Source organism: Novosphingobium sp. 550D (genome assembly GCF_057401885.1).
In genome coordinates this window covers 3,392,706-3,405,584 of sequence record NZ_CM171613.1, presented here as the reverse complement: position 1 = coordinate 3,405,584, position 12,879 = coordinate 3,392,706, and the positions used below count along the sequence as shown (strand labels likewise).

Here is a 12,879-nt window from a genome sequence, read left to right as displayed (position 1 = left end):
ATGAAGGGGCGATGCAGTGCCTGTCCGGTTATGCTTGCAAGGGCGGTGTCTTACTCTAGAATAACACCTGCTGTCTGACCAACTTGGGATGCGTGACATGTTTGATTTCCTGCGCAAACAATTCATCGACGTGATCGAATGGCAAGAAGCGCCAGGACAGGTTGCATGGCGCGTTCCCACGTCCGGCAATGAAATTCAGAACGGCGCGCAATTGACCGTGCGCGAAGGGCAAATCGCCGCCTTTATGAACGAAGGTCAGGTTGCCGACTATTTCGGCGCGGGCCTGCATGTTCTGGAAACGGCCAATCTGCCGATTCTGACCAATCTGATGAATTGGGACAAGGGGTTCAACTCGCCCTTCAAATCGGACGTGGTGTTCATCAGTCTGAAGGAACAGGCCGGGCGCAAATGGGGCACGCCGCAACCCGTGACTGTGCGTGACGCCGAATTTGGCGCGATCCGTTTGCGCGCCTTTGGCACCTATTCGTTCAAGGTGGCCGATCTCAAACTGTTCGTTGAAAAGGTGCTGGGCACCACATCAGAGGTCTGGGTCGACACGCTCGACACCCAATTGCGCAGCGCCATCGTCACGGCCATTGCCACCGCTTTGGGGGCCAGCAAGATCCCCTTCCTCGACCTTGCCGCCAATCAGCAGGCTATGTCTGACACGATCAAGGTCGAGGTGGACAAGACTTTCGCTCAGTGGGGCCTGTCCTGCCTCAGCTTTTTTGTCGAAAGCGTCAGCCTGCCTGGTGAGGTTCAGGCCCATCTGGACAAGGGTTCCTCGATGCGGGTGTTGGGCGATATGGCCGGATATACCCGGTTTCAGGCGGCACAGGCGCTGGACAATCCGGCGTCCGACAGCGGCCTTGCCGGGATCGGCGCGGGGATGGCGGCGGCCAATATGCTTTCCGGTGCGATGAGCGGGGCGCTGGGCGGCGCGGCGGCGCCTGCCGAAGATCCCTTCGCTTTGCTCGAAAAACTGCACAAGCTGCTGACCATGGGCGCGATCACGCAGGAAGAATTTGACGCTAAAAAGGCCGAAATCCTCTCGCGGGTGAAATAAGAGAACGATCATGGCTAACAACGCCTGCCCGCAATGCGGCGCGCCGGTGCCCATGCGCTCTGGCGGCATGCCCTATGCCGTCTGTTCCTATTGCCAGACGGTGATCGCGCGCGACGGGATGCGGGACATCGGCAAGGCTGCCGTGCTGCCTTATGACATTTCGCCGATCCAGCTTGGTACGGGCGGGGCGGTCGATGGCGCGCGCTTTACGGTGGTAGGGCGCGTTCGCTGGGGCTGGGCGGACGGCGCGTGGAACGAATGGCTGCTGCAACTTTCCGACGGCACAACACGCTGGCTGGGCGAGGCGATGGGCCAGTTCCAGATCCTGACCGAGCGCGAAGATGTGTCGGCGCGCCTGCCTGCTTCGATTCGGCTGGGGGATGAGGTGGAGGTGGATGGTCAAAGCCTGAAGGCCACTGACGTCAAAACCGTCACCTGCCTTGGCGGCGAAGGCGATTTGCCTTTTCCGACGCCCAAGGATTGCGAGGTACAGAGCATCGACTTCCGTTCCGCCACGGGCGCGGCCCTGTCGGTTCAGATCGATAAGGTTGGCGCCACCGCCTATGCCGGGCGCTATATCGAACTGGCCGAATTGCGGCCCAGTCGCCTGCGTGCCATCGAAGGCTGGCCCATCCCGGAGAACCTGCGGTGAGCCGCGCGATCATCTGCCCCTCCTGCGGCGGAGGGCTGGAGGTCAAGGCGGTCGGCTATACCGTCACCGTCGCCTGCCAATATTGCGGCAGCGTGCTGGACGTGGCCAACCCCGATGTCGCCATCATCAAGGAATATCACGAGGCAGCCCGCCAATTGCCTTTGCCGCTGGGCAGCAGGGGCGTGCTGTCGGGCGTCGAGTGGGAAGTCATCGGCTGGCTGCGTCGTCAGGCGGGGCAATATTCCTGGGGCGAATATCTCCTGTTCAACCCCTATGCTGGTTACCGCTGGCTGGTCCATTCCGACGGGCAATGGCAATTTGGCACGATGCTGACCGACCTGCCCCGCGAAACGGGGCGTTGGGGCGAGGCCCTTTGGCGCGGCGACACCTATTCGGGCGAGGATGAGCCGGTTTCGATCCTGACCAGCAAGGTGATCGGCGAATTCTATTGGCGCGTTCAGGCCGGCGAGACATGGGTGGCGCGCAGCTATGAGCGCGGCAATATGTCGCTGTCGCGCGAATGGCGCGAAGGGGAAGAGGTGCAATGGACGCATCTCGTCGCTGTCCCTCAACGGTTGGTTGATGCGTTTCGGCGGCCCGAAGGCCCCGATCTGGCGCGCCCGGAACCGACCCGGCCCAAACCGGGCGGCCAAAAACCGGGAGGCCCATCCGATTTTGCCCAGCGTATTTGGGGCACGGCCTATTCCTCGGGCCCGGCGGGGCTGTGGGCCATGGCGATGGTGGCCATGCTCACGACTGTTGCTGCCTTTTTCCTGCTGGCGGGTTTTGCATCAAATGATGCGGGCGTGCGCGGCGGCGGCGGGGTGGTCGTGGATGGTCCGACATCGCGCATGACCATCGGGCCGGTACATCTGACCCGTTCCGCGCAATTCGTGACGGTCAAGGTTGACGCCACCAATTTCACCAACCGCTGGGTCGATCTCGACTACCTGCTGGTCAATCGCGCGACGCAGGCCGCGATCCCGGCCAGCGCGACCATCGAATATTATGCGGGCCGCGATTCCGATGGCGACTGGTCCGAGGGAAGCCTTGAAACCAGCACGCGTTTCAGCGGCGTTCCGGCGGGCGACTATGACCTGATGATCGAGGCAGAGGCCAAGCGCTGGAACGATCCCTCCGCCAGCACCTATTCGACCACCAGTTACACCACCAACCCATGGGGCATCGACACGGCCCAAAGCATTCCGGCACAGGAACAGGAAGTCATCGGCCTGAGCGTTCTGGTTGAACCGGGCGGTTTTCCGTGGGGGCTGTTCTGGATGATCGTGGGCCTCGCCTGGGCGCCATGGGTGATCACCTATGCCTATCGCGCCAGCAAGACCGCCGTTTATGGGGAGAATTACGCATGAGCCGCGGATTGTTGCTGCATATTGCGTGGTGCCTTTTGCTGCTCGGCTTTGCCGGTTGGGCGGGATGGGCCGCGTGGGATCCGTTCGCCGACGGTTCTGCGCAGCACATTGGCCCGCGCGAACGCACCCATCATCATGGCGGCGGGGGCGTCTTCTGGGGCTTTGGCCCGTCGCACAAGTAAGGGGAGGAATTGCATGCTTTCGACAGGTATCATTGCTGCGACCCTGTTTTACGCGCTGCTGGGCATCATCGTCTTTGTGGCCAGTTTCATTCTGGTCGACAAATTGACGCCGGGCGAATTGTGGAAGGAAATCATTGAGCGTCAGAATATGGCCGTGGCCATTCTGGCGGGCGCGGTGGCGCTGGGGCTGAGCATGATCATTTCGGCGGCCATCCATGGGTGATCCGCATGGAAGATGATGAGCAGCCCCCTCTCGGCCATGCGAAAAGCCATGCCGCCATCCTGCTGCTCTCGGTGCTGGTCGTGGCCACATGCGGGCTGATCTATGAATTGCTGGCGGGCACGCTTGCCTCCTATCTTCTGGGCGACAGCGTAACCCAGTTTTCGACCGTCATCGGTTCCTATCTGTTTGCGATGGGGGTGGGGTCTTTCCTGTCCCGCTATGTCCGGCGCGACGAGATCGGCGTGTTCATCCGCGTTGAAATCATGATCGCGGCCATCGGCGGGTGGAGCGCGGCGGGCCTGTTTCTGGCTTTTCCGCTGGCGACGGATTTTCGCGTGCTGCTCTATGCGATCGTGCTGGTGATCGGGGCGCTGGTGGGGTTGGAAATCCCGCTGCTGATCCGCATCCTGCGCTCGCGCTTTGCCTTTCGCGATCTGGTGTCCAATGTGCTGACCTATGACTATGTCGGCGCGTTGATTGCTTCGTTGGCCTTTCCATTGCTGCTGGTGCCGCAATTGGGGATGATCCGCACGGGGCTGGTCTTTGGCCTTGCCAATGTGGCGGTCGCGGTGGCTTTGCTCTTTGTGTTGCGGGGGACGCGGCGCGTTGGGGGCGATATGGCGGCGGCACTGATGGTCACGGCTAGTCTGATCGCGGGCCTGCTCATGGCCGAGCGCATTCAGCGCTTTTCCGAAATCGCCTATTATGGCGAGGGCGTGATTCATGCCCGATCCACCCCCTATCAGCGTATCGTGCTGACCCGCCGGGGCGAGGATCTGCGGCTCTATTTGAACGGCAATCTGCAATTTTCGTCACGCGATGAATATCGCTATCACGAAGCTCTGGTCTGGCCCGTGCTGGGGCGAGTGGCCAATCCGGCGCGGGTGCTGATCCTTGGCGGAGGCGATGGTCTGGCCGCGCGCGAGGTTTTGCGCGATGGGCGGGTGCGTTCAATCCATCTGGTCGATCTGGACCCGGAAATGACGCGGATGTTTCGGCAAACGCCGCAACTGGCCGCACTCAATCGTGGTTCGCTCTCTAACCCGCGTCTGAGCGTCGAGAACGCCGATGCCTTTCGCTGGGTCCGCGGGGCGAAGGGGACCTATGACGCGATCCTGATCGATTTTCCCGATCCCACTGAATATTCGCTGGGCAAACTCTATACCGTCAGTTTCTATGCGCAGGTCGCCCGCCTGCTGGCCCCCAATGGGGTGATGGTGGTGCAATCGACCTCGCCTCTGGTCGCGCCGCGCTCTTTCTGGACCGTGGCGCAGACGCTGGAAGCGGCAGGTCTTTCGACGCGCGGCTATCACACCTATGTGCCCAGCTTTGGCGAATGGGGCTTTACGTTGGCGGCCCATACGCCGCCGGTGGGGCCTGCGCATCTGCCGGGCGGCCTGCGTTATCTCAACCCTGTGTCCGAACCGCTGATGTTTGATTTCCCGCCCGATATGGCGCGGCGACCTGCTCCGGTAAACCGCCTCGACAATCAGGCGCTGGTGCGCAGCTTTGCCGAGGAATGGAGCCATTATGAGGGGTAATCCCCCCCTTTGGCGGCGGCGTGATGTCATGGCGGGCGGGGCGGCGATGACCTTGTTGGCCGGTTGCGACCGAGCGCAGGAAGCGCCTTTCCCCGGCGCGCTGTTGGGGCCGGATATGGCGCGCGGCCATGCCATCCGCGATGGCAAATTGCCCCAGTTCGACGGTCAGGAGGAGCGCATCCCTCTGGTCATTGCCGGCGGCGGCATCGCGGGGCTTGCGGCGGGCTGGCGGTTGGCGGAGGCCGGTTTTCGCGATTTTGCGCTCTTTGAATTGGAAGATGTCGCGGGCGGGAATGCGCGCGGCGGGGCCAATCATGTCACGGCCTATCCATGGGGGGCGCATTACCTGCCCGTGCCCAATCGCGAGGCCAAGGCGCTGATCCATATGCTGCGCCAGTTCGGGATGATCACGGGGCAGGATGCGCAAGGCGCGCCCACCTATGATCCGTTCCAGCTTTGCGCCGATCTGGAGGAGCGCCTGTTGTGGCGCGGCAAGTGGCAGGAAGGGTTGGTCCCGACCACCGGCCTGTCGGCGCAGGATAGCGCGCAATGGCGGCGTTTTGACGCGATGATGGAGGCATTTCGCAAAGCCGTTGGCCGCGATGGGCGCCCCGCTTTTGCCAGCCCGTCGGCCTTGTCCAGCCGGGATGAAGATTTTGCCGCGCTGGACCGAATCAATTTCGCTGCATGGCTGGCGGGGAACGGTTTTACTTCGGCGCCGCTGTTGGCCCACCTGCGCTATTGCTGCCGCGATGATTATGGCAGCGAACCGGCGCAGGTGTCGGCATGGGCGGGCATTCATTATTTCGCCGGGCGCAGGGGCTGGGCCGCCGATGGCGTGAGCGATAGCGAATTGACCTGGCCCGAAGGCAATGCCCGACTTGCCCGCCTGATGGCGCAGCGTCTCGGCGGGGCGATCAGAGCGCGCCACAGCGTTACGCATGTTGTCAGCGATGGAGACGATGTGCTGGTCGATGTGTTCGACCATGGCGCCAATGCGGCGCGGCGTATCCGGGCGCAGGCGGTGGTTCTGGCCATGCCCGATTTCGTGGCGCGTCATGTGGCGCCAGATTTTGCGGGCAAATCGGGTTTTACCTATGCGCCATGGGTGGTGGCCAATGTGGCGGTCTCGCGTATGCCATGGGGCAATGGCGTGCCTTTGGCATGGGACAATGTTTCGGCCACCAGCGCCAGTCTGGGCTATGTCGTAGCCAATCATCAAACTTCCTCGGTCAGCGACGGGCCGGGCGTGCTGACATGGTATCAGGCCCTGTCGCAAGGCGATCCGGTAGCGCAGCGCAAGGCGTTACTATCCCGCCCTTTGCAGGAATGGCAGGCGATTGTGGCCAATGACCTTTTGGCCATGAACCCCGAATTGCAGGGGCGGATAGAACGGATTGATGTCTGGCGCTGGGGCCATGCGATGGTGCGGCCGGTGGCGGGTTTTCGCAGCGATCCGGCGCGGATGGCGGCACAGGCGATGGATGGCCCGGTGTTTCGCGCGCACTCCGACCTATCGGGCCTCTCCTTGTTTGAAGAAGCGCATTACCACGGCGTTCTGGCGGGCGAACGCGCATTGGCGCGATTGGGGCATGGTGTGGAGAGCCTGTTGTGATTCCTGCGCCCGCCACCGGCCTGCATCTGATCGCCGATCTGGCGGGGTGCCATGGGTTGTGCGATGTGGCGCTGATCGAGGCGGTGTTGCGAGAAGCGGCGCAGGCGGCGCATGTTCACGTCCTGTCGGTCCACCTCCATCCCTTTGGGCCGGAACAGGGGGTGACGGGCGTGGCCCTGTTGGCCGAATCGCACATCTCCATCCATTCGTGGCCCGAGGAAGGTTTGGCCGCCATCGACATCTTCGTATGCGGTCCACAGGCTGATGCCGAGGCCGCGCTTGCCGTCATCGTGAAAAGGCTGGGCGGAACGATCCGCCACCGCGAAGCAATCCCCAGATTAGGTGCAAGACCGGCGCGTTAGGTTGGGTGGCCTTGCGGGATTGGTCATCACAATGTCATAGAGGGCGGGTTTGGCGGGAATTTCGCAGTTTCGAACGGGGTATCGGGTGAATTGGGGCAAAGTGGCGCGTTGGCCGGGCTATATGCGGATGGCGGTTGGCGTGACGCTGTTTCTGGTTTTGGCTTTGCCGTGGCTGGCGATGCCGGCCCATTGGGGTGCGCGGCGTGGTCTGGCGGTGATGGCATGGCGCCTGCTGTTGCGAAGCTTTGGGATCAAGGTGGTGGTGCATGGGGCGCCTATGCCCGCTGCGGGCACGCTGTATGTCGCCAATCATATCAGCTGGACCGACATTCCGGTGCTGGGACTGGTCACGCGGGCCGCCTTTGTGGCCAAGGACGACATTCGCGGCTGGCCGGTGATCGGGCGTTTGACCACGGAATATGGCTGCGTCTTTGTCGAACGTGAGAGGCGCGGGCGGGCCGCCGCGCAGGCCGCCGAACTCGCCAGCCATTTGGAGGCAGAGCGCGGTCTGGTGTTGTTTCCTGAAGGGACCACGGGTTTGGGCGACGGCGTTCTGCCCTTCCGCTCCAGTCTATTCGCTTTGGTGCCGGGCATAGGCGAAGGGACGGCGCGGGTGCAGCCGATCACGCTGCGCTATACGCATGGCGATGGCACGGCATTTTCGCCGCAGGATCAGCGCCGCATTGCCTGGATCGGGGATGATGAATTGCTGCCCCATGCACTGCACCTGGCGGGCATGGGGCGTATCCGGGCGGAAGTCTGGTTCGAAGAGCCGATCGAGGCGGGGGACCGCAAGGCTTTGGCCCGCGCCTGTGAAGCCTCGATCGTCGCGCGCTTAGGCCGCGGCGCTGAAGCGTGAGGCATAGCGGTCCGCGATGAGGTCGACCGGCATGACCACGAACACATCGACCGTGTTGAACGCATGGTCGATAAAGGCGCCGTCACCAAACCGCGCACCCACCCGCATATAACCCTTTACCAGCGGCGGAAGCTGGAACATGGCGCGGCGTTCGTCATAGGAACCGCGCGGCAGGCGTTCCATCGACACGCCCTTGCCCGGCAGGACGTGCGGGCATTGGTCAGGCGCAGCCAGATGGTGGTGATAGAGATAGGACAGGGCAGGGGCGTAAAGGTCGGGGTCGGTGCCCGGAAAGCTGGCGCAACCGAACATCAGTCCGATCTGATTGGCCTTGATATAATCGGCAATCCCGCGCCACAGCATAGAGATCGTCGCGCTGGTGCGATATTGCGGCAGCACGCAGGACCGGCCCAGTTCGAGCAATTCCTTGCCATCGCCATCACGGGCCATCAATCGCGACAGGTCATATTCGCCGCCGGAGTAAAAGCCGGAATGCGCCCGCGCCACGCTTTCGCGCAGCAGGCGGTATGTGCCCACCACCGCATCGGCAGAGGCCGCGCCCGCATCGATCAGCGCCTCGTCAATGACCAGCAGATGGTCGCACAGCGCGTCATAGGCATCGCGGTCACAACGCAGCGCCGCATTAAGCGGATCGGCGTCAGCGCCCATCTCTTCAAAAAACACACGCCACCGCAAATGCTGGACCGCATGAAGGTCGTCACCATCACGGGCAAGGCGAACAGTCAGTCGGCGGCTCGGCAACATCTGGGCGGTCATGGCGTCTCCTTCCGCTCTGAATAGGCGGTGGAGGTGACATGCTCATGGCGATTGCGTGATGCTTGTGTGACAGGCGCATGGGCGCGGCCAACGAAAAAGGGCGGCACCGACGCGCCGCCCTTTCACGAATTTCAATTCAGATCAAAAGATCAGAATTCGAGGCGGATGCCCAGATTGACACCATGCGCCATGTAATCGGTGCGATAGGTGCCCTGATAGCCGATGAACAAAGCACCGGCGTCGTCGAACACGATGTTGACGCCGGCATTGGCATCAACCTGGCTCTTGCCCTGGGCCAAGCCGGTCACAGTGAACTGGGTATCAGCCTGTGCGTTCATCAGCGCCGTCACGGTGTTGCCCGCGCCCGACATCCGCGAACGATAGGTGGCCGACGCATAGGGACGGAACATGCCCTTGGCACGAGTGAGCGATACACCAGCCAGCAGTTCGGTACGATCCGCGCTGATGCTGTTGACGGTCAGGTTGGCCGCGCCAGCACCGGTTTCGGTGAAGCTCTTGATCTTGCCCTTGTTGAAGTCAATGCCGACGAAGGGTTCGATCGCCAGACCACCGGCCTTCAGCTCAAAACCAGCCTTGGCGGTGGCCTTGAACAGATCTTCGCCCGCCGATGCCGAGGCCGAACGGGTCGAGGCGCCGATCGTGATCGCCTTGGTCGTGCTCAGCTTGCCCATGTGATAGCTGGCAATACCGGTCAGGTGCAACGGGCCGAAATTCTTGCCGACATAGGCCGCAACGGCATAGTCACGGTTCGTACCGCTAAGGCTTTTGGGCGCATAATGCAGCTTGTCCCACGACAGGCTGACCGCAAGGCCATAGACATGGTTGGGGCCAGAGAAGTCATAACCGGCCGCAATCGCGGTCAGCTGGTCACGGGTGCGATAACCACCAACGGTCGATGCCGTCGACGAGAAGCTGCCCTGCATCGAAGGCGTCAGCCACCAGCCGTCTTCAGGGTGATCGCTGTTCTGATCCTTCATGCGCATGTCGATGGTGCGATGGAAAATGTTGGCCTGATCGCGCAGAGCCGTCGCATAGGCCAAATAGCCTTCGGGCGAAATCTGGTCGAGAAACAGCTTGGCATCCGAAGCGTTCAGAATGTCCACCGTGCCCAGCAGCGCGGCGGCGTCCGAACCGGTGTTGGCCGTGGCCGTCACCAGCAGCTTGTCCAGCCCCTTGGAAACGGCGATCTGGTTGGCGTTGGCGCCATTGGCGGCCATGACCGTGGCATAGGAATTGTGGTTGGCGACGAATTGATAATCGGTGCCGCTGGTGCTGGTTACGGCGCCGACCTTGGTAAAGGTCGTGAACAGCAGGTTGGTGCCATTGTTGACCGTGATCGTCGAGAAATCGCCGCTCATTCCACCATCGGCGTGGATCACGCTGAACACCGTGCCGGTGGGATAGAAACCCGCCGTGACGTTCAGATTAAGCGTGCCGTTCAGCGACGCCGTGCCGGTGGTGTAAAGTTGGCTGTAGGTGGTGCCGGCCGTCGTCGTCGCGCTGCCTGCGGGGGTGACCGCGATGTTCAGCGTGCCGTTGGCGCCCTGAATGTAATTGCCATAGACGGTGACCTTGGCAGGTGCCGATGCGGTGCCGATCCACAACTGGCTGTTGGTGATCGACCCGTCGGTGTTGACCGTCGTGTTGTTGTTGGTCAGCGAAGAGGTGCCGCCGGTCGTATAGTAATAACCGACGCTGCTGCCCGAATAGAGGTACATCGTGCCGGCGTTGGACAGCGTGGTTGTATCACCCGTGATGAAGGCACCGGTGTATGTGCCGGTCGATCCATTGGTAAAGGACACGGAGTTGGACGTGCCGCTTGTCGATGAAACGGGCGATTGGCTGAACGTACCGGTGAAAATGCCATTATTCACGGCCGTGATGTTGCCGCTGGCGGTGACGGCGCCGGTAAATCCATAGGTCGTGTTGTAATTATAGAAATAGGCGCGGTTGGTCCCGGTGTTGGTGCCATAGACAATGTTGCCCGTGACCGCGGCCGTTGCCGAACTGTTGTTGATAAAGGTGCCGTTGACGCCAAAGTTGACCGCCGGCGTGCCTGCACTGGCGGTCAGCGCAGCATTGTTGGTGACGGTCGAATTCGCACCCACACTGATCGCACCTGCGCCTGAAGTGCTGCTGGTCGAGGTGATCGTGCCATTGTTGGTGATCGTGGCGTTGTCACCATATTGAACGCCATAGACGGCGCCCGTGTTGGTCACCGTACCGGCGTTGGCCAGCGTGCCGGACGAGCCGATCACCAGCGGAGCGGTAACGCTCGATCCCGATGTGACAGAGACATTCACGCCCGAGGCCGTGTTCGTATAGGCGGCCGAGGTGCCCGAGCAGGTAACAGTGGTTCCGCTGGCCGTGCAATCGGCCCAGGCGACACCGGGCGTCATCAACGCGGTGGACGCAAGGGCAATGGGCGCGAAACGGCGCGCGCGGGTGGTGCGGCTGAGCAAGTTAATCGACCGGGCCATGTCCGTGTCTGTCCTTCGTCTTTCGAATGTCTACCCCAAATGGGGCGAGTGGCGCTCGCGCAGTGAACGCCGGATGAATGAGATGTTGCGGGAGGTGCAGGGAATAGCGGCCAAAGGCAAGGGGGAATAAGATGAACGGAGCACCTGTTCCCCTTGAATAAGCAGCGAACAGTACAGTATGCCCGATTATACGAAGTAAGATTCCTTGTTTGACAGGGATGCTGGCATTTCCCCCTTAGTGCTAACGGGGTGGCCATGGAGCAGGAAGAGGCATGACATGACGCTGGAAACCATCAGTACCAACCGCAGTTTCGGCGGAACGCAGGGTGTGTATGCCCATGATTCGTCGCAAACCGGCACGCGCATGGTCTTTTCCGTCTTTGTGCCTGACCATGAGCCGGGCCAGCGATTGCCGGTCCTTTGGTATTTGTCCGGCCTGACCTGTACCCATGCCAATGTGACGGAAAAGGGCGAATTCCGCCGGGCCTGCGCCGAGGCGGGCGTGATATTTGTGGCGCCCGACACGTCGCCGCGTGGTGACGATGTGGCCGATGACGAAGCCTATGACTTTGGCAAAGGCGCTGGATTCTATGTCGACGCAACGCAGGAGCCTTGGGCCAGGCATTTCCGCATGCGCTCTTATATCGAGAGCGAATTGCCCGCGTTTTTGGCCGAGAATTTCCCGGTCGATTTGGGGCGTCAGGGCATCACAGGCCATTCGATGGGTGGCCATGGCGCGCTGACCATCGCGTTGCGCAATCCTGAGCGGTTTCGCTCGGTGTCGGCCTTCGCCCCGATCGTTTCGCCGCTGTCATGCCCTTGGGGTGAAAAGGCGCTGGGGGGCTATCTGGGCGATGATCGGGCGGCGTGGCGCGCGTATGACGCGGTTGCCTTGATCGAGGACGGCGCGCGATTGCCCGACCTTTTGGTAGATCAGGGAGAGGCTGATGGCTTCCTTGAGGGGCAGCTCAAGACGGCGTTGCTGGTCGATGCCTGTGAGAAGGCTGGTCAGCCTGTAACGATCCGGACGCAGCCGGGCTATGACCATTCCTATTACTTCATCTCGACATTTATGGCCGAGCATGTCGCATGGCATGCGCAGAGGTTGAAGGCCTGATCGGCGTGAGGCGGCGCGGGCCTTGCTGCGCCGCCTCAACATGTTGTGAAAGGGGGCACGGATTTCGCCGGCCGTGACTGGGCCTGCAATCGCATTGTTGTCGAAAAGGCGGGAGCGGGCGAAGGGATTCGAACCATTCAGCGGAGCCGCTTGCGGCGCAGCGCATCAAAGATTTCAGAGGGTTCGCCTCGGCGCAGGCCGTGACTAGGCCTGCAATCGCATCGTTGTCGTGAAAACTGGAGCGGGCGAAGGGATTCGAACCCTCGACCCCAACCTTGGCAAGGTTGTGCTCTACCCCTGAGCTACGCCCGCTCGGGCGGGTGCGCCAAATGGCAGCACCTTAAAAAACTGGAGCGGGCGAAGGGATTCGAACCCTCGACCCCAACCTTGGCAAGGTTGTGCTCTACCCCTGAGCTACGCCCGCTCGGGCTTGGCCATGCGGACGCATGACCGGGTGAAACTTGGAGCGGGCGAAGGGATTCGAACCCTCGACCCCAACCTTGGCAAGGTTGTGCTCTACCCCTGAGCTACGCCCGCTCTGGCGTTTCGGCAATGGAGCGGGGCGCTCCGTTGCGGGGTGAGGCGGCCCTTTAACGACGCTCTTTCACCTTGCC

General features: G+C 61.9%; 12 protein-coding genes and 3 tRNA genes. 10 read left to right on the top strand and 5 right to left on the bottom strand.

Annotated elements, in window-relative coordinates; translation table 11 throughout:
* Positions 1-97 precede the first annotated feature (97 nt).
* From AC2S2E_RS16050 to AC2S2E_RS16010, 9 genes are all read left to right on the top strand, one after another.
* Entirely contained in the window at positions 98-1,066 is a 969-nt protein-coding gene (locus AC2S2E_RS16050) for an SPFH domain-containing protein (protein ID WP_486523062.1), read from the top strand.
* Positions 1,067-1,076: 10 nt separating this feature from the next.
* Positions 1,077-1,718: a DUF4178 domain-containing protein gene (locus AC2S2E_RS16045; protein WP_486523061.1), complete on the top strand. Its 642-nt coding sequence runs from the start codon at positions 1,077-1,079 to the stop codon at positions 1,716-1,718.
* Positions 1,715-3,088 (top strand): DUF4178 domain-containing protein, encoded by a 1,374-nt coding sequence (locus AC2S2E_RS16040; protein ID WP_486523060.1) that lies wholly within the window; start codon positions 1,715-1,717, stop codon positions 3,086-3,088. The genes AC2S2E_RS16045 and AC2S2E_RS16040 overlap by 4 nt, the downstream gene beginning before the upstream one ends.
* A complete protein-coding gene (locus AC2S2E_RS16035) occupies positions 3,085-3,270 on the top strand; it encodes a hypothetical protein (protein WP_486523059.1) in 186 nt (61 codons plus the stop codon). Before AC2S2E_RS16040 ends, AC2S2E_RS16035 begins: the two co-directional genes overlap by 4 nt.
* Positions 3,271-3,283: 13 nt before the next feature.
* Positions 3,284-3,493, top strand: coding sequence for a DUF350 domain-containing protein (locus AC2S2E_RS16030; protein WP_476107293.1), 210 nt, complete (start codon positions 3,284-3,286; stop codon positions 3,491-3,493).
* A gap of 5 nt (positions 3,494-3,498) precedes the next feature.
* Positions 3,499-5,034: a polyamine aminopropyltransferase gene (locus AC2S2E_RS16025; RefSeq protein ID WP_486523058.1), complete on the top strand. Its 1,536-nt coding sequence runs from the start codon at positions 3,499-3,501 to the stop codon at positions 5,032-5,034.
* Positions 5,024-6,649 (top strand): FAD-dependent oxidoreductase, encoded by a 1,626-nt coding sequence (locus AC2S2E_RS16020; RefSeq protein ID WP_486523057.1) that lies wholly within the window; start codon positions 5,024-5,026, stop codon positions 6,647-6,649. Before AC2S2E_RS16025 ends, AC2S2E_RS16020 begins: the two co-directional genes overlap by 11 nt.
* Positions 6,646-7,011 (top strand): adenosylmethionine decarboxylase, encoded by a 366-nt coding sequence (gene speD, locus AC2S2E_RS16015; protein ID WP_486523056.1) that lies wholly within the window; start codon positions 6,646-6,648, stop codon positions 7,009-7,011. Before AC2S2E_RS16020 ends, speD begins: the two co-directional genes overlap by 4 nt.
* A gap of 85 nt (positions 7,012-7,096) precedes the next feature.
* Positions 7,097-7,870 (top strand): lysophospholipid acyltransferase family protein, encoded by a 774-nt coding sequence (locus AC2S2E_RS16010; RefSeq protein WP_486523055.1) that lies wholly within the window; start codon positions 7,097-7,099, stop codon positions 7,868-7,870.
* Here the strand turns inward: AC2S2E_RS16010 and AC2S2E_RS16005 are convergent.
* Together AC2S2E_RS16005 and AC2S2E_RS16000 are read right to left on the bottom strand one after the other, a co-directional pair.
* Entirely contained in the window at positions 7,847-8,647 is an 801-nt protein-coding gene (locus AC2S2E_RS16005; RefSeq protein ID WP_476107285.1) for a GNAT family N-acetyltransferase, read from the bottom strand. The two genes, AC2S2E_RS16010 and AC2S2E_RS16005, sit on opposite strands and share 24 nt — an antisense overlap.
* A 149-nt stretch (positions 8,648-8,796) precedes the next feature.
* The gene (locus AC2S2E_RS16000) at positions 8,797-11,148 is read right to left on the bottom strand and encodes an autotransporter outer membrane beta-barrel domain-containing protein (protein ID WP_486523054.1); all 2,352 of its coding nucleotides are present in this window, start codon (positions 11,146-11,148) and stop codon (positions 8,797-8,799) included.
* 277 nt (positions 11,149-11,425) lie between these two features.
* Between AC2S2E_RS16000 and fghA the strand changes: the two genes are divergently transcribed.
* Entirely contained in the window at positions 11,426-12,265 is an 840-nt protein-coding gene (gene fghA / locus AC2S2E_RS15995; RefSeq protein WP_476107281.1) for an S-formylglutathione hydrolase, read from the top strand.
* A 237-nt stretch (positions 12,266-12,502) separates the two neighbouring features.
* Here the strand turns inward: fghA and AC2S2E_RS15990 are convergent.
* The 3 genes from AC2S2E_RS15990 to AC2S2E_RS15980 all read right to left on the bottom strand — a co-directional run bounded on the left by AC2S2E_RS15990 (position 12,503) and on the right by AC2S2E_RS15980 (position 12,802).
* Positions 12,503-12,577 (bottom strand) — tRNA-Gly (locus AC2S2E_RS15990).
* A gap of 37 nt (positions 12,578-12,614) precedes the next feature.
* Positions 12,615-12,689, bottom strand: a tRNA-Gly gene (locus AC2S2E_RS15985).
* Positions 12,690-12,727: 38 nt separating this feature from the next.
* Positions 12,728-12,802: transfer RNA gene (locus AC2S2E_RS15980), tRNA-Gly, on the bottom strand.
* Positions 12,803-12,879: the final 77 nt, after the last annotated feature.